19 protein-coding genes are annotated in these 16,784 nt (G+C 59.9%); 4 read left to right on the top strand and 15 right to left on the bottom strand.

What is annotated here, in order from left to right; genetic code table 11:
* The 7 genes from AC13QY_RS17940 to AC13QY_RS17970 form a co-directional block, all read right to left on the bottom strand.
* On the bottom strand, positions 1–789 hold a 789-nt coding region (locus AC13QY_RS17940), incomplete at its 3' end, for a porin (protein ID WP_488493770.1).
* A gap of 341 nt (positions 790–1,130) precedes the next feature.
* Complete coding sequence (locus tag AC13QY_RS17945) at positions 1,131–1,676, bottom strand: MerR family transcriptional regulator (protein ID WP_488493771.1); 546 nt, start codon at positions 1,674–1,676, stop codon at positions 1,131–1,133.
* A 230-nt stretch (positions 1,677–1,906) separates the two neighbouring features.
* Positions 1,907–2,245 carry an integration host factor subunit alpha gene (locus AC13QY_RS17950; RefSeq protein ID WP_069616254.1) on the bottom strand — a complete coding sequence of 113 codons (339 nt, stop codon included), beginning with the start codon at positions 2,243–2,245 and terminating at the stop codon, positions 1,907–1,909.
* Positions 2,246–2,352: 107 nt separating this feature from the next.
* Positions 2,353–3,324, bottom strand: coding sequence for a beta-ketoacyl-ACP synthase III (locus AC13QY_RS17955; RefSeq protein WP_113354714.1), 972 nt, complete (start codon positions 3,322–3,324; stop codon positions 2,353–2,355).
* Positions 3,325–3,343: 19 nt separating this feature from the next.
* Positions 3,344–4,390 carry a phosphate acyltransferase PlsX gene (gene plsX / locus AC13QY_RS17960; RefSeq protein WP_113354713.1) on the bottom strand — a complete coding sequence of 349 codons (1,047 nt, stop codon included), beginning with the start codon at positions 4,388–4,390 and terminating at the stop codon, positions 3,344–3,346.
* Between the two features lie 102 nt (positions 4,391–4,492).
* Positions 4,493–5,050 carry a YceD family protein gene (locus AC13QY_RS17965; RefSeq protein ID WP_095434461.1) on the bottom strand — a complete coding sequence of 186 codons (558 nt, stop codon included), beginning with the start codon at positions 5,048–5,050 and terminating at the stop codon, positions 4,493–4,495.
* Between the two features lie 9 nt (positions 5,051–5,059).
* The gene (locus tag AC13QY_RS17970; RefSeq protein ID WP_488493808.1) at positions 5,060–5,617 is read right to left on the bottom strand and encodes a ubiquinol-cytochrome C chaperone family protein; all 558 of its coding nucleotides are present in this window, start codon (positions 5,615–5,617) and stop codon (positions 5,060–5,062) included.
* 280 nt (positions 5,618–5,897) lie between these two features.
* Between AC13QY_RS17970 and AC13QY_RS17975 the strand changes: the two genes are divergently transcribed.
* Entirely contained in the window at positions 5,898–6,407 is a 510-nt protein-coding gene (locus AC13QY_RS17975; protein WP_069616250.1) for an outer membrane protein assembly factor BamE, read from the top strand.
* Between the two features lie 79 nt (positions 6,408–6,486).
* Here AC13QY_RS17975 and AC13QY_RS17980 read toward each other — a convergent pair whose 3' ends face one another.
* The 3 genes from AC13QY_RS17980 to AC13QY_RS17990 all read right to left on the bottom strand — a co-directional run bounded on the left by AC13QY_RS17980 (position 6,487) and on the right by AC13QY_RS17990 (position 9,815).
* A complete protein-coding gene (locus AC13QY_RS17980; protein WP_145320477.1) occupies positions 6,487–8,625 on the bottom strand; it encodes a sodium-translocating pyrophosphatase in 2,139 nt (712 codons plus the stop codon).
* Between the two features lie 248 nt (positions 8,626–8,873).
* Positions 8,874–9,356, bottom strand: coding sequence for a transcription antitermination factor NusB (gene nusB / locus AC13QY_RS17985; protein WP_047627120.1), 483 nt, complete (start codon positions 9,354–9,356; stop codon positions 8,874–8,876).
* A gap of 3 nt (positions 9,357–9,359) precedes the next feature.
* Positions 9,360–9,815 (bottom strand): 6,7-dimethyl-8-ribityllumazine synthase, encoded by a 456-nt coding sequence (locus tag AC13QY_RS17990; RefSeq protein ID WP_075852228.1) that lies wholly within the window; start codon positions 9,813–9,815, stop codon positions 9,360–9,362.
* 198 nt (positions 9,816–10,013) lie between these two features.
* Between AC13QY_RS17990 and AC13QY_RS17995 the strand changes: the two genes are divergently transcribed.
* Genes AC13QY_RS17995 through AC13QY_RS18005 form a run of 3 tightly spaced genes read left to right on the top strand, consistent with a single transcriptional unit; the run spans position 10,014 to position 11,582 of the window.
* Complete coding sequence (locus AC13QY_RS17995; RefSeq protein WP_152096039.1) at positions 10,014–10,523, top strand: cupin domain-containing protein; 510 nt, start codon at positions 10,014–10,016, stop codon at positions 10,521–10,523.
* 37 nt (positions 10,524–10,560) lie between these two features.
* Positions 10,561–11,079 (top strand): GNAT family N-acetyltransferase, encoded by a 519-nt coding sequence (locus tag AC13QY_RS18000; RefSeq protein WP_152093459.1) that lies wholly within the window; start codon positions 10,561–10,563, stop codon positions 11,077–11,079.
* 20 nt (positions 11,080–11,099) lie between these two features.
* Positions 11,100–11,582, top strand: a complete 483-nt coding sequence (locus AC13QY_RS18005; protein ID WP_113354711.1) for a GNAT family N-acetyltransferase — start codon at positions 11,100–11,102, stop codon at positions 11,580–11,582.
* 46 nt (positions 11,583–11,628) lie between these two features.
* Here the strand turns inward: AC13QY_RS18005 and AC13QY_RS18010 are convergent, their stop codons facing one another.
* The 5 genes from AC13QY_RS18010 to AC13QY_RS18030 form a co-directional block, all read right to left on the bottom strand.
* Positions 11,629–12,249, bottom strand: a complete 621-nt coding sequence (locus AC13QY_RS18010; RefSeq protein WP_488493772.1) for a riboflavin synthase — start codon at positions 12,247–12,249, stop codon at positions 11,629–11,631.
* Positions 12,249–13,358: a bifunctional diaminohydroxyphosphoribosylaminopyrimidine deaminase/5-amino-6-(5-phosphoribosylamino)uracil reductase RibD gene (gene ribD, locus AC13QY_RS18015; RefSeq protein WP_113354710.1), complete on the bottom strand. Its 1,110-nt coding sequence runs from the start codon at positions 13,356–13,358 to the stop codon at positions 12,249–12,251. The genes AC13QY_RS18010 and ribD overlap by 1 nt, the downstream gene beginning before the upstream one ends.
* Before the next feature lie 2 nt (positions 13,359–13,360).
* Positions 13,361–13,837 carry a transcriptional regulator NrdR gene (gene nrdR, locus AC13QY_RS18020; protein ID WP_015339425.1) on the bottom strand — a complete coding sequence of 159 codons (477 nt, stop codon included), beginning with the start codon at positions 13,835–13,837 and terminating at the stop codon, positions 13,361–13,363.
* 9 nt (positions 13,838–13,846) lie between these two features.
* Positions 13,847–15,145 (bottom strand): serine hydroxymethyltransferase, encoded by a 1,299-nt coding sequence (glyA, locus tag AC13QY_RS18025; protein WP_113329135.1) that lies wholly within the window; start codon positions 15,143–15,145, stop codon positions 13,847–13,849.
* 175 nt (positions 15,146–15,320) lie between these two features.
* Positions 15,321–16,634, bottom strand: coding sequence for a L,D-transpeptidase family protein (locus tag AC13QY_RS18030; RefSeq protein ID WP_113329034.1), 1,314 nt, complete (start codon positions 16,632–16,634; stop codon positions 15,321–15,323).
* Between the last annotated feature and the right edge of the window lie 150 nt (positions 16,635–16,784).

Raw genomic sequence — 16,784 nt, forward strand, 5'->3', positions numbered from 1 at the left:
GTCCGTATTCCAGCCCCCCATCAGGAAGGCTTCCACGCCACCGAATTTGGCGTCGAGACGAGCCTTGATGGCACCCTCCTCGACGATGGAGTCATAGCCGCCGACAACCTTGATGCCCCAGTTGCCCGCCTTATAGCCGAGGCCGGCAACGACGTCGGGAGCATAGTGGTTGGATTTGTCATCCGTCCACCAGCCGGCACCGTAGGAGGCCTCACCGTCGGAGGTGGAATTGGAGTCTTCCAGCGAGATCATAGCCGAGAAGCCATTGTCCGGCTCGTATTTATAGGTCAGCTGATTAAGTTCATACGGGCCGTCATAGATCACGTCGTCGTTGATGACATCGCCAGCATAGCCGGCGTAAAGATTGAATTGCGAATCGAGCTTACCCACCGTGAAGCCGGCGAGGCTGATATTGGCAAACAGCAGCTTCGAGGATGTCGCGCCCCCATCGTTCCACTCCCAGCGGAAGATGGTGTTGGTCTTCAACGGCCCGTATTCGGTGTCGGTCGCCGTATCGACGTTGAGCTCCACACGCTCATGCCAGAGCGTGCCGACCTTGCTGCGCGGATTATAGGCGTCATACCACTCACCCTCCGTGCGAACCTTTCCGCCGATTTTCAGGCAGGTTTCAGTGCCGGGAATATAGAAATAGCCTGTGCCATATCCATCGCAGATGCGGACATATTCAAGCGGTTCGGGTTCCGCAGCGACAATGGCGTCGGCGGCATGGGCGGCGCTCGCCGCGGCGATGGCGGCGGCGGAGCCAAGAAGAAGGCTCTTGATGTTCATGGTGTCTCCATTCGACTATCCGTCAGAGATGGAGTCTCCCGGCAGACAACAGCGTGCCCCTCCATAGCCTGACTGTTCCCCTCAAACAGGGCGAAGCAATAAGCTTCGCCGTCAAACTGAACCCGTGAGCTTGCCCCAGCAAGTTAATAAGGCTGCCGAACTAATTCCCACAACGCAGAAGAGTGGCGGACGTGACAAAAATGTCACACACCTGTCGCAATGACAAAACGAACGCACCACACGCAGCCGACACATGCATCGGACAAGAGAATGCATACACCTGCAACACAATATGCTTTAAACGCAATCCCCAACACGTGCGACCCGGGGCGCGGGCAGTCTTATCGCACCTGATCGAGGAGACGCTTGCATTCCAGAAGATCGTAAAGCGTCTCCTGAAGCAAAGCGCGATCTTCCTTGCCGACGCTCGATTTGCCAATGGAGACGTCAGGCACGCCATCGTCACCGCTGACGAAATTGAAGAAACGGCGGCTGATCGGCGCCTTGGCGCGGCCGACGATCAGGTCTTCGTCGGAATTGGCGGAGGCGACGCGGGGCTCCATGGCGGCAGGCTCCTGGGCCGCCGCAAGCGCCTCCACACTGGCCAGATCACCATGCCCAACAGCGATGACGAACTTGTTGCCGTTGGTCTTCAGAAGCTTCTGAACACCCTTAATCGTATAGCCGTGATCGTAGAGGAGATGGCGGATACCATTCAGCAGGTCGACGTCCTCGGGGCGATAGTAGCGCCGGCCGCCACCCCGCTTCATCGGCTTTATCTGCGGAAACCGGGTCTCCCAGAACCGTAGGACATGCTGCGGCAGATCAAGGTCTTCCGCGACTTCGCTGATCGTGCGAAATGCATCCGGGCTCTTGTCCATCATCATACTCCCACACTGCACATGCAGCACCGTTTGGCCGGATCACGCAAAAGCGGATGTCGGCATTCGTATCGTTCCATGATACGACTCACCATATTTCAACGGTTTGGCGGTGGAAATTCAAGTCACATCTTCAGCCGCTGCACAGGCTGGCGACAAATCAACACAGAAGATGCATTAGAGCGACCGCACGACAAGGCATGCGGCCGAGCGAAAACAGAAATCATAAGGATGGATCAGGAGGCAGGATTTACCGGCTTGGCCTTCGCCTTGCGGCTCGCATGTGCTTTCAGAATACGGGTCTTGAGGACGTTCGACGCCTTGAAGGTCATGACACGCCGCGGAGAGATCGGCACTTCCTCGCCGGTTTTCGGATTGCGGCCAATGCGCTCATTCTTGTCACGCACCTGGAATGTCGCAAACGAGGAGAGCTTTACCGTTTCCCCGCGCACGATGGCGTTGCAAATTTCATCGATCACAGTCTCGACGAGCTCCGCCGACTCCGTTCTGGAGAGACCGACTTTCCGGAATACCGACTCCGCCAGGTCTGCGCGCGTCACTGTCTTGCCCGTCATAGCTCCCCGCCCATATTGCTGCGTAATCTTCTTCAAGTTTTGCGAGACTATTGCCGTTGCGCCGAACGGTCAAGCTCTTGTTCGGAACGGCTTTTAGAGATGTGACACTACCAGCGCAGCAGGACCGCGCCCCAGGTGAAGCCGCCACCCATAGCCTCCAGCATCACCAGGTCGCCCTTCTTGATTCGTCCATCACCGGCCGCAACGGCGAGCGCAAGCGGAATTGATGCAGCCGATGTGTTACCATGAAGGTCCACGGTGACCACAACCTTCTCGGGAGCAATTCCGAGCTTCTTGGCGGAGCCATCGATGATGCGGCGGTTGGCCTGATGCGGTACGAGCCAGTCGAGATCGTCGGGCGTGGTGCCCGTCGCATCGAATGCCGCCTGGATGACGTCGGTAATCATGCCGACGGCGTGCTTGAACACTTCGCGGCCCGCCATATGCAGGACACCAACCGTTCCCGTCGTGGACGGGCCGCCGTCGACATAAAGCTTTTCCTTATGGGAACCGTCGGAGCGCAGGCTTGCCGTCAGCACGCCGCGATCGCTATTGGCACCACTTCCCTCGCCAGCTTCCAGGATCAGCGCGCCGGCACCATCGCCGAAGAGAACGCATGTCGTGCGGTCGGTCCAATTGAGGATGCGGGAAAATGTCTCGGCGCCGATGACGAGTACGCGCTTGGCAAGGCCGCCGCGAATATAGGCGTCAGCCGTGGTCACCGCATAGACGAAGCCGGTGCAGACGGCCTGGACATCGAAGGCGAAGCCATGATGCATGCCGAGCCGGTTCTGGATATTCACCGCCGTTGCGGGAAAAGTATTGTCCGGCGTCGAGGTGGCAACGATGATGAGATCGAGATCATCCGGCGTCAAACCGGCATTGGCGAGAGCGGCGCGTGCCGCCTGCTCGCCCAGGGACGCCGTGGTTTCGCCTTCACTGGCGATGTAGCGCTGACGAATGCCCGAGCGTTGGACGATCCAGTCGTCGCTCGTGTCGACGATCTGCTCCATCTCGGCATTGGTCATGACGCGTTTGGGGAGCGCCGCCCCAAAACCGCGGACTATTGAACGGATCATTCTGCGTATACCCCGTCTCTCATGCCGCTTCCGGCCCGATAGGGGGCAGCCGTTTGGCATGATATCTCTTCAAATCGTTTTCGATTTTCTGCGTGAGCCCATTCTTGGCCATATCGTAGCCGACATCGATGGCAGCTGCGAAGGCTTCGACATTCGCACCGCCATGGCTCTTAATGACGATGCCGTTCAGGCCAAGGAAGACGCCGCCATTGACTTTGCTGGGATCGAGCTTTTCGCGCAGCAGGTCGAAGGCGCCCTTGGCAAAGACATAACCGATGCGTGCAAGCAGCGTGCGCGACATGGCGGCGCGCAGATAGGCGCCGATCTGCTTTGCCGTGCCTTCGGCCGCCTTCAGCGCGATATTGCCGGAGAAGCCTTCCGTGACGACGACGTCGACCGTGCCCTTGCCGATATCATCGCCCTCGACGAAACCGGAATATTCAAGCGATTCGAGATTGGCTTCGCGAATGAGGCGGCCGGCGTCCTTGACTTCCTCCTGCCCCTTGATTTCCTCGACGCCGACGTTCAGCAAGCCGACGGTGGGGCGCTCGATCTCGAAGAGCGCGCGTGCCATGGCGCCGCCCATCAGGGCAAAGTCGAGCAATTGCTGGGCATCGGCGCCGATCGTGGCGCCGACATCAAGCACGATGCTTTCGCCACGCAGCGTCGGCCAGATCGCCGCGATTGCCGGGCGTTCGATATTGGCCATGGTGCGGAGGCAAAATTTCGCCATCGCCATCAGCGCGCCGGTGTTACCCGCGGACACGACGACATCGGCGTCGCCGGCCTTTACCGCCTCGATCGAGCGCCACATGCTGGAGACGTAGCGGCCGCGGCGAAGCGCCTGGCTCGGCTTTTCATCCATGCTGATGGCAACCTCGCATTCGTGAAAGACCGATTTTTCGCGAAGCTTGGGATATTTGGCGAGGACCGCCTCGCAGCGTTCCTTCTGTCCGTACATGACGAATGTGATATCGGGATGCCTATCCAGCGCCTTGGCCGCGCCGGGAACAACAACCTCAGGGCCGAAGTCGCCACCCATTAGGTCAAGAGAAATTCTGATCACGCGTCCCTAGTCCTTTTTCTTCGCCGCGACGGGCGAATTTGGCGTCAAAATACCGTTTTCTCCCCCGGTTACAACTGAATTGTGCTCGAACGGCACCGGGGCCTATTCCTTTTTCCAGTCTTTCAGAACAGCGAAGGGCGACGGTTTTCTGTCATCTTCGCCCGTGTCTTCAATATGCGCTTCGAATTCGACGCCAGGCTTGCGCGGATAGGGATCAATGGCGAGAGCGGCAAATTCCGCAACGACCGCGCCGGCATCAATCGTGTCACCGGTAAAGGTCTCCGGAAGATCCGGACCATCGGGATCAAGTATCATTTCTCCGGCATCCACAGAGGGCGCACGCGCCAGTTTGGAATCCTCGGGCACGAAGATGTGCTCGAAGTCCTCGTCGATATCAGATTCGACCGGCTCGAGTGTGACAACGCAAGCCTGAACGATCTTTGCCTTCACATTGCCCTTGATGCGCACGCCGTCGCGCTTCCAGCGAGAAATCTTGAGGTCGGCTTCTAGCTTGCCGACCGAGAGAACATCCCAGAGAGCAGCGAGCCCGGCCAGTTCGCGATCGTCAGCCTCGAGGTGCACATCCACCGGATTGGCGGAGATATGCCCCACCTTCACCGGATAGGAGAACGGCGTTTCATCGGAGTCGTGTCTTTTCATTTTTATCTCCTAACCGGCCCGTTGGCCGACTTTATCTGGCACTGGCAGCGTCGCCGAGCCCGTAGCGATCTGATTTTCGGTTATGGTCGCCAAGTGCGCTTCTGCGATCATCATCCAATCGGCCAGCGAACGCATGGATGCCGCACTTTCATTCGCCTTGGGATAGATGTTGCGCTGTAGCGCCGCGGCAAGCGCGGTGCGATCATCGCTATCCATGGCACCCGCATAGCTTTCGAGCCGTCCATAAAACATGCCGGCCAGCTTCTTCATGCGCTTCGGCACGCTGTTGTCGCCTATACCGAGCTCGCGGATCGAATAATCGATATCCTCGAAGAAGGCATCCACGATTTCCTGCGCCAGCTCCTGGCCGCTTGTTGCCGAAGACCGCGTGCGGCGAAAGAACAGGATCATCATGACAGACAGCAATTCGAAGCGCCCCATCACCGTATCAGGCACCTCGTAGTCGGTATAGAAAACCGGCTGCCGCGCCATGGATGTCAGGATCTCATACTGCCTGACCACGATGATCTGATTGTGATTTCTTTTACGGAAGAGCCCAAAAATCATGAAAATTCCCGGAATTGGCTCCCTCAGAGCGCGCCGTTTTTGCTTGGCCTTGTTGCATCCACGCAAAAGCTGGTTTACCGAAGCAAGCGCGAATTGCAATGCCGTTTGTGCCCGCTTCGAGGCTCCAGCCCTTACCGTCGTCACGTTGTGCATGATCGGTGACGAAGAGTGCCGAACAACATGATTGTGCCTTTTGCCATCGCGGAAAGGCCACAATGATGTGCACAGCAAGGTCATATCGGCCGTCCGGCCATCGGATTGATTCATTAGGGGAGATGAGATGTCGTTGACCAGACGGTATTTCAAGTCTGACATTACTTTCAGCAGCGCTGCCGCCATCGCCCTGGTGATTGCGACCATGGGCCTTTCGGGATGCAAGACCAGCGAGGTCATGAACAACGGCTACATCTTCGACCCGCAGTCGCTGGCGCTCGCGCCGGTCGGTTCGAGCCGCGAACAGGTTCTATTGTCGCTCGGCACGCCTTCCACCACCGCAACCTTCGATGGCGAGGTCTTCTACTACATCTCCCAGAAGCGTACGCGCGCCGTCGCCTTCATGAAGCCGAAGCTGGTCGACCAGAACATTCTGGCGATCTATTTCGACAAGGACGGCGTGGTGAAGCAGGAAGCCAACTACACGCTGAAGGACGGCAAGGTCTTCGACATGATCAGCCGCACGACCCCGACCGGTGGTCGCGACATCACCTTCCTGCAGCAGATCCTCCAGGGCAGCGGCAGCGGCGTCAACGGCGCAAGGAACTTCCTCAACAACCTCAACCCGGGCCAATAAGACCGGGACGGTATCTCAACGAAAAACCCGCGGGGCACTGCGCCCCGCGGGTTTTCTTTTTGCGTTCGGTCTGCTTCGCTTACCCGGCGAGAATCGCAAGTAACAGCAGGGCGACGATATTGGTGATCTTGATCGCCGGATTGACGGCTGGACCCGCCGTATCCTTGTAGGGATCGCCGACGGTGTCGCCCGTCACCGATGCCTTGTGAGCTTCCGAGCCCTTCATGTGGCGCGTGCCGTCCTTGTCGACGAAACCGTCCTCGAAGCTCTTCTTGGCGTTATCCCAGGCGCCGCCGCCCGACGTCATCGAGATGGCGACGAAGAGGCCGTTGATGATCACGCCGAGCAGCGAGGCGCCGAGAGCGGCAAAGGCAGAGGCCTTGGAGCCGGACAGCAGCAGGACGCCGAAATAGACGACGACCGGCGCCAAAACCGGCAGCAGCGACGGGATGATCATTTCCCGAATGGCAGCCTTGGTCAACAAATCGACGGCGCGGCCATAGTCGGGACGCTCGGTGCCCTGCATGATGCCGGGCTTTTCACGAAACTGCCGGCGCACCTCTTCCACGATCGAACCGGCAGCACGACCGACGGCCGTCATGGCGATACCGCCGAAGAGATAGGGGATCAGACCGCCGAACAGCAGGCCGGCAACGACGTAGGGGTTTGAAAGCTCGAACGAAATCGTGCCTACATTGGCGAAATACGGGAACTTGTCGCCGTGCGCCGCGAAATATTGCAGGTCGTTCGAATAGGCGGCAAACAGCACGAGCGCACCGAGACCGGCCGAACCGATGGCATAACCCTTGGTGACGGCCTTGGTCGTGTTGCCAACCGCGTCCAGCGCATCGGTGGATTTGCGCACTTCCGGCGGAAGATGCGACATTTCCGCGATGCCGCCGGCATTGTCCGTCACCGGACCGAAGGCATCGAGCGCGACAATCATGCCGGCAAGGCCGAGCATGGCGGTAACAGCAATACCCGTGCCGAACAGGCCGCCGAGCTGGTAGGTGGCGATGATGCCGCCGACGATGACGATCGCCGGCAATGCCGTCGATTCCAGCGAGACGGCAAGGCCCTGAATGACGTTGGTGCCGTGACCGGTAACCGACGCCTGGGCGATGGAATTGACCGGCCGCTTGTTGGTGCCGGTGTAGTATTCGGTGATAACAACGATCAGCGCCGTGACGATGAGACCGACGATACCGCAGGTGAAGAGCTTCGTGCCGGTGATGTCGAAGCCGCCAACGGTGCCGATCGAACCCCAGCCTATGGTGAGCGAGGTGGCTGCGGCCAGACCGACGATCGACAGCACGCCGGTCGCGATGAGGCCCTTATAAAGAGCGCCCATGATCGAGCCATTGACACCGAGCTTGACGAAGAAGGTGCCGATGATCGAGGTGATGATGCAGGCGCCGCAAATCGCCAGCGGGTAGATCATGGCAGAACCGAGGATCGGGGAGCCGGCGAAGAAAATGGCGGCGAGAACCATGGTCGCAACGACGGACACCGCATAGGTCTCGAACAGGTCGGCTGCCATGCCGGCGCAATCGCCGACATTGTCGCCGACATTGTCGGCGATCGTGGCGGGATTGCGCGGATCGTCTTCCGGGATGCCGGCCTCGACCTTGCCGACGAGGTCGCCGCCGACATCGGCCCCCTTGGTGAAGATACCGCCGCCGAGACGGGCGAAGATCGAAATCAGCGAGGCGCCAAAACCAAGGGCGACGAGCGCATCGATCACGTCACGCGAACCCGCTTCGTGACCGAGGATGCCGGTAAGCACATAGAAGTAGATGGAGACGCCGAGCAGGGCGAGACCTGCAACCAGCATGCCGGTGATGGCACCGGACTTGAAGGCAATGTCGAGGCCTGCAGACAGGCTCTGCGACGAGGCTTGCGCGGTCCGAACATTGGCGCGCACGGAGACATGCATGCCGATGAAACCTGCGGCGCCTGAGAGGATTGCGCCGATCAGGAAGCCGAACGCGGCTTCGGCCGACAAGAGGAGCCAGGCCGCGATGAAAACAATGATCCCGACGATGGCGATGGTTCTATATTGGCGCGCCAGATAGGCTTGCGCTCCTTCACGAATATACCCGGCAATCTCCTGCATGCGGGCATTGCCCTGATCGGCAGCGAGCACCGACCGGGTTGCCCATACGGCATAGATGACCGAGAGCAGTCCGCATGCGATCACTCCTAAAAGAATCGACATTTCGCTTTTTCCCTCCAAAAAAGCCGGCGGTTTACTCCTCCCCCGGCCGCCTGCGACAACGATCGGTCCCCTCCTCCAGGAGATCGGCTGATGTGCAGTTGCGAGATTGATGGCGGGAAAACGTCGCGTCAAGACCGTCCGCAGGTAAAACACCCGCAGGAGGTTCAAAAGAATATTCGGAGATGAAATCAGGCGCGAACGAAGAAAACGAAAATGCGTTACATCGCGATCTGAACGTCCGGCGAAGCCTATTTCTTCGCTTCGCCGCGAACCTGCTTGGCGATTCGGTCGAGCACGGCATTCACGAGCTTCGGCTCGTCCTCCTCGAAGAAGGCATGCGCAATCTCGACATACTCGGTGACGATGACTGGGACCGGCACGTCCTTACGGTCGATAAGCTCGAAAGTGCCGGCGCGCAGGATAGCACGCACGGTGCTGTCGAGACGCGACAGCGCCCAGTCATCCTGAAGCGCGGAACCGATCAGCGGATCGAGCCGGGTCTGCTCACGCACGACGCCCGACACGATGGAGCGGAACCAGGATGCGTCGGCCTTCAGATAGGTCTCGCCATCCAGCTCCTGCCCGAGACGGTGGGCCTCATATTCAGCCACCACCTCCAGAACGCCGGTTCCGCCGATATCCATCTGATAGAGCGCCTGAACCGCCGCAAGACGTGCGGCACCCCGCTGGTTAGCGGGCTTGGCCGGTCGCTCGTTATCCTGATTGCTCATCTATTATGCACCCAACTTCTCTTTCAGCGCGATCATGGTCAGCGCCGCACGGGCGGCAAAACCGCCCTTGTCCTTGTCCGAACGGCGCGCACGCGCCCATGCCTGCTCATCGTTCTCGACGGTGAGGATACCATTGCCGATCGCAAGAGATTCGCTGACGGCCAGATCCATCAGTGCCCGCGAGGATTCATTGGCGACGATATCGAAATGATAGGTCTCGCCACGGATGACCATGCCGAGAGCGACGTAGCCGTCATAAACAACATTACCATTGTCGCCGCCATCGAGCGCCATGGCAATCGCTGCCGGGATCTCCAGTGCACCGGGCACGGTCACGATATCGTAAGTCGCGCCAGCCTCGTCGAGAGCGGCCTTAGCGCCGTCGAGCAGGGCATCGGCCATATCGTCATAGAAGCGAGCTTCGACGATAAGGATATGAGCGTTGGAAGAGCTGGTCATACATCACCTGCAATCTGAGAGGGCGCGGCACCTTGTTAGGCCCGGGTCAAATCACGGCGAGCCTCGCTTGGCAAGTGTTTTTCAATGGCGTGGGCCGATTCCGACCCTATTTGGAAATGATCGGCGCACCGCGGAAATTGTGGCTTTCGCACACGCAACCGCTTCGGTAATAATTTGCAGCCTGCGAGGGGGAGGTTCATGACAGAGAAATCCACACCCGCCATCAATGTCGGCGAGCTTGAACTGGAACATTGGCAGCAAGGCAGCTTCTTTGCCGGCAGCGACACGTCCTTCGGGGCGAAGCTCGGGCTGAAGCAGCTCGGCATCAGCTACAACGAGGTGCCCCCGGGCAAATCCGGCTGTCCATTTCACAATCATCATGTCGAGGAGGAGATGTTCGTCATTCTCGACGGCGAAGGCGAATACCGCTTCGGCGACCAGCGTATCACGGTCAGCAAGGGCGATGTTCTTGGAGCTCCGGCCGGCGGCCCGGAAACGGCACACCAGCTGATCAACATCGGCCCCAGCGTGCTCACCTATCTCGCCATTTCAACGAAGGCGCGGACCGAGATCGTGGAATATCCCGATTCCGGCAAGTTCCTGGCCAAGACCTATAGCGGCGGCAAGACGGCGTTCCGCGCCATCGGCCGCGCCGCTGCCACCAACCTCGACTACTGGGACGGCGAGCCCGGCGCCTCGGACGACTGACCATCACCAAAAACATTTTCGGCAAAGACCTGACCCGATGACCCACATTCCAACATTGACGACTGACCGGCTTCTGCTGCGCGGCCATACGCTTGATGATTTCGAAGAATTCCTCGAGCTCTGGAAGCACAAGGAGATTGTCCGCTTCATCGGCGGCGAGATGCCGACACGCGAGCAGGTTTGGGCCCGACTGTTACGCTATGCCGGCCTATGGCATCATCTCGGCTTCGGTTTCTTTGCCGTCGAGGAACGCCAAAGCGGCCGGTTGATCGGCGAAGTGGGCTTCCTCGACCTGCATCGCGACATGACGCCGATGACGGAAGGCACGCTGGAAGCCGGCTGGGGCATTACGCCGCCAATGCAGGGCAAGGGCTATGCTACGGAAGCCATGAATGCGGCGATTGCCTGGGCGGACAGACTGTTCGCAGGCCGTCGCATGACCTGCATCGTGGATTTCGAGAACCTGCCGTCGATACGGGTTGCCGAAAAAATCGGCTTCCGCCGTATCGGCGAACTCGTGCTCAAGGACAGGTCCAACGTCCTATTCGAACGTTAGGCGTTGCGGGGAGAACTATCATGCCGGCTCCGCAGGACAGGTTTTCCGTCAGACCTTACGAACCGGATGACGCCGAAGCCACGATCGATATTTTCCTGAAAGCCATTCGCGAGGTGGCGTCCAAGGACTACAACCCGGCCCAGATCGCTGCCTGGGCGAAGGTCGATGATGCAGAAAAATGGGCACAATATCGAGCGAGCCGGCCGACCTGGCTTGCGATGGACGGTTCGAAACCCATCGGCTTTACCGATCTGAAATCGGATGGTTGCCTGGATATGATGTTCGTTTCGCCCGATTATCAGGGAAAAGGCGTCGCCAGCCTGTTGCTTGCAACCGTCGAAAATGCGGCCCGTGAACAGGGCCTTCAACGGATCTTCACGGAAGCGAGCCTGACGGCCCGCCCCTTCTTCGAACGCAAGGGCTTTGTCGTCGTGACCGCGCAACAGGTAGAAAAGCGCGGCCAGATCTTCTCGAACTTCCTGATGGAAAAAATGCTCGCGTAAGTCGCCGAGGCGCGGCCGGCGCCCTGCCGCAGCGAGCCTGTAACACTCAGTCCTCACGGACGACAGGGAATTCCGCCAGACGAGCGGCGTAGCGGGCCATGGTGTCGACTTCGAAATTGACGAAATCGCCAGCCTTGCGCTCGCCCCAGGTGGTGACTTCCAGGGAGTGGCGGATCAGGAGCACATCGAATTCCGTACCCTCGACGGCATTGACCGTGAGCGAGGTGCCATCAAGCGCGACCGAGCCCTTCGGCGCCACGAATCTTGCGAGATGCTCCGGCGCGCGCAGGCGGAAGCGGGTGGCCTCGCCTTCTGATGTCACCGAGAGGATTTCCGCCTTGCCGTCGATATGGCCTGACACGATGTGGCCGCCAAGCTCGTCGCCGATCTTCAGGGAACGCTCGAGATTGATCTTAGCCCCGGCCTCCCAGCTGCCGATGGTCGTCATGCGGAGAGCCTCTTCCCAAGCCTCGACCTCGAACCAGCGTCCATTGCTGCCCTCTTCCGGCAATCCGGTCACTGTCAGGCAGACGCCTGCGTGCGAGATGGATGCGCCCATGTCGATCGTCGCCGGATCGTAATTGGTGGCAACGCGCAGCTTGATGCCTTCCTGCATCGGGGAAATGGATTCGACCGTGCCGACGTCGGTGACAATTCCGGTAAACATCAAAAACCTCTCTCGTATTCGTCGCAGAGATCGTCGCCGAAGCGGCTCTCGCCGACATGCATAAAATCAGCTGGGATATTGGACTTGAGGACCGGCGATTCAATACCGCCCTCGCCGATATCGGCCGGCCCCCGGAACAGCAGAATGCGATCGACGAGCCCGGCGTCGAGAAAGCGCTGCGCCGTCCTGGCGCCGCCTTCCACTAGCAGAGACGAGATGCCGCGCGTACCCAGCGCCTCCAGCAGCTCTCCCGGCTCGCTGGAATTGGATTGCAACACCTCGACGCCGGCAGCATCGAGCGCCGCGCGCCGTCCGAGGAATGCAGCATCGGTATGGTCATCGAAGGACGGCGGATGGCCGGCAACTGCGATCACCGGATACTGCCGGGCCGTCCGGACCAGCTTGCTGCCGAGAGGCAGCCGCAGTTCGCCATCGATGACGATACGGAGCGGCGAACGATCCTCCAGGCCGGGAAGCCGGCAAGTCAATTCTGGATCATCTGATATCGCCGTGCCTATGCCGACGAGAATGGCGTCGCTTTCGGCGCGCAGCATCTGGACCTGCGCGCGCGCGATATCGCCGGTAATGCGAACCTGTCCCGCGCCCGTCTTGCCGATCATGCCATCGGCGGAAACGGCAAGCTTGAGAGTCACATAGGGCCGGTTTCTCGTCTGGCGCATGAGATAGCCGGCGAGAGACCGCCTGCCTTCCGCCTCCAGAATGCCGGCGTCGACCTCGATGCCCGCATCGCGCAGCATGGCGATGCCACGCCCGGAAACGCGCTGGTCGGGATCAGTGACGCTGATGACGACGCGTGCCACGCCATAGGTAATCAGCGCCTCGGCGCAGGGCGGTGTCTTGCCGTAGTGAGAACAGGGTTCCAGCGTCACATAGGCGGTAGCGCCCCGCGCCGCCTCCCCCGCCTCGGCCAGCGCCTGAGGTTCGGCATGCGGCCGCCCGCCAAGCGCTGTCACAGCGCTGCCCAAGACTACGCCATCTTTGACGATGATGCAGCCGACGGACGGATTGGTGGAGGTCAGTCCCAGATGCCGGCGCGACAGGCGGATGGCCGCGGCCATGAAACGCTCGTCTTCAGGCCGCAACACCATGGTCAAGGGTCCAGCGGATCGCGGGCGATCTTGGCGTTGATCTCGTCGATCACGTGCTCGAAATCCTCCGCATGCGAAAAATCGCGGTAGACGGAGGCGTAGCGCACGAAGGCGACGTCATCGAGACTTTTCAACGCTTCCAGCACCTGCAGACCGATCTGCTCGGAGCTGATTTCGGTTTCGCCCGAGCTTTCGAGGCGGCGGACGATACCAGACACGGCACGCTCGATCCGGTCACGATCGACCGGACGCTTGCGTAGCGCGATCTCGAAGGAGCGCACCAGCTTGTCACGATCGAACGGCACCTTGCGGCCTGTCTTTTTGATAACCATGAGCTCGCGCAGCTGCACGCGCTCGAAGGTGGTGAAGCGGCCGCCGCAATCCGGACAAATGCGCCGACGGCGGATGGACGTATTGTCCTCCGCCGGGCGCGAGTCCTTGACCTGGGTATCTTCTGAGCCGCAGTAAGGGCAGCGCATGCGCTCTCCTTAGCCCATGTAGCCGTACATCGGGAAGCGGTCGGTGAGCTTGACCACCTTCTCACGCACGGCAGCCTCGACGGCAGCATTGCCTTCGTCGGAATTGGCAATCTTCAGGCCATCGAGCACTTCGATGATCAGATTGCCGATCTCGCGGAATTCGGCTTCCTTGAAGCCGCGCGTCGTGCCGGCCGGCGTGCCGAGGCGGACACCTGAGGTGACAAAAGGCTTTTCGGGGTCGAACGGAATGCCGTTCTTGTTGCAGGTGACGTAAGCGCGGCCAAGTGCGGCTTCCGCACGCTTTCCGGTGGCGTTCTTCTTACGCAGGTCGACCAGCATCAGGTGGTTGTCGGTGCCGCCAGAGACGACGTCGACGCCGCCGGAGATCAGCGTTTCAGCCAGAGCCTTGGCGTTCTTGACGATCTGGGCGGCATAGTCCTTGAAATCGGGCTGCAGCGCTTCGCCGAGGGCAACGGCCTTGGCGGCGATGACGTGCATCAGCGGGCCACCCTGGAGACCCGGGAAGACGGCCGAGTTGAACTTCTTTGCCAGATCCTCGTCATTGGTGAGGATCATGCCGCCGCGCGGGCCGCGGAGCGACTTGTGCGTGGTCGTGGTGGCGACATGGCAATGCGGGAACGGCGACGGATGCTGTCCGCCGGCGACGAGACCGGCAATGTGGGCCATGTCGACCATCAGATAGGCGCCGACGCTGTCGGCGATCTCGCGGAAGCGTTTCCAGTCCCATATACGGGAATAGGCTGTGCCGCCTGCAATGATGAGCTTCGGCTTGTGCTCTTCGGCCTTGCGCTGCACTTCATCCATGTCGAGCAGGTTATCGCCTTCGCGCACGCCGTAGGACACGACGTTGAACCACTTGCCGGACATGTTGACCGGCGAACCATGCGTCAGATGACCGCCCGAATTCAGGTCGAGGCCCATGAAGGTATCGCCCGGCTGCAGAAGCGCAAGGAAGACGGCCTGGTTCATCTGCGAACCGGAGTTCGGCTGAACGTTGGCGAAGTTGACGCCGAACAGCTTCTTGGCGCGCTCGATGGCGAGTTCTTCGGCGATATCGACGAACTGGCAGCCGCCGTAGTAGCGCTTGCCCGGATATCCCTCGGCATATTTGTTGGTCATGATCGAGCCCTGCGCTTCCAGAACGGCGCGCGAGACGATGTTTTCCGAGGCGATCAGTTCGATTTCGTGCCGCTGGCGACCGAGTTCCTTGCCGATCGCGCCAAAGATTTCCGGATCGGTGTCGGCAAGCGAGCGATTGAAGAAGGGTTCGGTGGACGCGTTGGTCATCGTGAAAGCTCCTGAACGGGCCGGAACGGCAATGCAGACGGTATTAGCGCCCGGGTCGCCGGAGAGCAATACGACCAGCGACATTTGCTGGGCAAACTACGATAGCTGACACCGACACACGAAAAAGCCGCGTCCGAAAACGCGGCTTCGATAAGAATTGCAATTGGAATGCCGATTATTGAACCGGCTGCTCCATGCCCTCAGTCGTATTGAGCGCCAACTGGGAATTGCCGTCGAGATTATAGATGTCGTCACGGAACTGGACGATGCCGTCGCGGGCGCTCCAGGCCGAAATATAAACGAAATAGACAGGCACTTCGGTCGCCAGCTTGATCGGCGTGTTGACGCGGGTGGAAATAACCTGCTCGATGTGCTGACGCGGCCAGCCTGGCGTTTCAGCCAGCAGCCAGGTTGCGAGGTCGCGTACGTTCTGGACGCGCACGCAGCCCGAGCTGTCGAAACGCATTAGCTTGTTGAAGAGGCCCTGCTCGGGCGTATCGTGCATGTATTCGTTATTGGGATTATAGAAGTTGATCTTCGTGGATGCCATGGCATTCGTCTTGCCCGGGTCCTGACGGAACATCAGGTCCGGCGCCTTGTCCGAATTCCAGTCGATCGTCTCGGGGGCCACTTCCTGGCCCTTGCCGTCGAGAAGGCGAATGTTGTTCTTCGTCAGGTAGGTCGGGTCCTTGCGCATCAAGGGCACGATGTCCTTGACGACGATGGAGCGCGGCGCCGTCCAGTACGGGTTGAGGATGACCTCATAGATCTTCGAATTGATGATGTGCGTCGGCCGCGATTCACGGCCCACGATCGCCTGGTGGCGCAACGCTACCTGGCCATCCTCGACGGCTTCGACACGTGTCGCCGGGATGTTGACCATGACGTGACGACGGCCGAGGTCGGACGGGAACGTCTGGAGGCGAACAAGATTGGTGTTGAGCTGCTGCAGGCGAACATTGGCGGGGATGTTCATCGCCTTCAGCGTGAAATCGCCCAGGACGCCATCTGCCGGCAGTCCGTGACGGGCCTGGAAACGCTTGACCGCACCGTCGACATAAGAGTCGAAGGCAGAGGAGATACCAGCCTCACGCGGCAGGTCGCCGGTGATCATCAAATGCTGGCGCAGCGACTGTACCGCCGGATCGGTCACACCGAGCTGCAGCGGCTGCTGGCTTGTCGGATTGATCTGCGGCCATCCGCCGTTGGCGGCAATACTCTGATATTGCGCGATCGCCTGCTGAATATTCGATACGGAATCTGGCCCGAGAATTGGCGTGTTCGACTGAACAGCAGCGGCGGTGCGCGCCGCAGCCTTGGCGTCGAACTGATCATCCCAATTGCCGCGAGAACGGTCGTTGATCAGCGCTTCCAGTGGGGTCGCGTTTTGCGCGAGAGCCGGAGCAGCCAGTGCGGCAGCGCCAAGAGTTGCAGCCGACCGCAGGAAAGCGCGGCGCGAAAAGGGTTCAATTCCGTTTTTCTTCGACATATCCTAACCATTCAACGCTGCGATCCAATCATGCGCAGCCTAGAGAGGAAGCAGTAAATAGCGCAAGCTTGCGCCAAGTAACGTGGCTCAGTATCAATCCGTTCCCTTAATGCACCACCAAAAACTTGGCCACGAACTATCACAATATCG

The organism is Martinezella sp. CNPSo 3795, assembly GCF_057784475.1.

Coding starts and splice junctions, on each gene's coding strand:
- AC13QY_RS17945 (WP_488493771.1), bottom strand. CDS start 1,676: ATGATGATGGACAAGAGCCCGGATGCATTTCGCACGATCAGCGAAGTC.
- AC13QY_RS17950 (WP_069616254.1), bottom strand. CDS start 2,245: ATGACGGGCAAGACAGTGACGCGCGCAGACCTGGCGGAGTCGGTATTC.
- AC13QY_RS17955 (WP_113354714.1), bottom strand. CDS start 3,324: ATGATCCGTTCAATAGTCCGCGGTTTTGGGGCGGCGCTCCCCAAACGC.
- AC13QY_RS17965 (WP_095434461.1), bottom strand. CDS start 5,050: ATGAAAAGACACGACTCCGATGAAACGCCGTTCTCCTATCCGGTGAAG.
- AC13QY_RS17970 (WP_488493808.1), bottom strand. CDS start 5,617: ATGATTTTTGGGCTCTTCCGTAAAAGAAATCACAATCAGATCATCGTG.
- AC13QY_RS17975 (WP_069616250.1), top strand. CDS start 5,898: ATGTCGTTGACCAGACGGTATTTCAAGTCTGACATTACTTTCAGCAGC.
- AC13QY_RS17980 (WP_145320477.1), bottom strand. CDS start 8,625: ATGTCGATTCTTTTAGGAGTGATCGCATGCGGACTGCTCTCGGTCATC.
- nusB (WP_047627120.1), bottom strand. CDS start 9,356: ATGAGCAATCAGGATAACGAGCGACCGGCCAAGCCCGCTAACCAGCGG.
- AC13QY_RS17990 (WP_075852228.1), bottom strand. CDS start 9,815: ATGACCAGCTCTTCCAACGCTCATATCCTTATCGTCGAAGCTCGCTTC.
- AC13QY_RS17995 (WP_152096039.1), top strand. CDS start 10,014: ATGACAGAGAAATCCACACCCGCCATCAATGTCGGCGAGCTTGAACTG.
- AC13QY_RS18000 (WP_152093459.1), top strand. CDS start 10,561: ATGACCCACATTCCAACATTGACGACTGACCGGCTTCTGCTGCGCGGC.
- AC13QY_RS18005 (WP_113354711.1), top strand. CDS start 11,100: ATGCCGGCTCCGCAGGACAGGTTTTCCGTCAGACCTTACGAACCGGAT.
- AC13QY_RS18010 (WP_488493772.1), bottom strand. CDS start 12,249: ATGTTTACCGGAATTGTCACCGACGTCGGCACGGTCGAATCCATTTCC.
- ribD (WP_113354710.1), bottom strand. CDS start 13,358: ATGGTGTTGCGGCCTGAAGACGAGCGTTTCATGGCCGCGGCCATCCGC.
- nrdR (WP_015339425.1), bottom strand. CDS start 13,837: ATGCGCTGCCCTTACTGCGGCTCAGAAGATACCCAGGTCAAGGACTCG.
- glyA (WP_113329135.1), bottom strand. CDS start 15,145: ATGACCAACGCGTCCACCGAACCCTTCTTCAATCGCTCGCTTGCCGAC.
- AC13QY_RS18030 (WP_113329034.1), bottom strand. CDS start 16,634: ATGTCGAAGAAAAACGGAATTGAACCCTTTTCGCGCCGCGCTTTCCTG.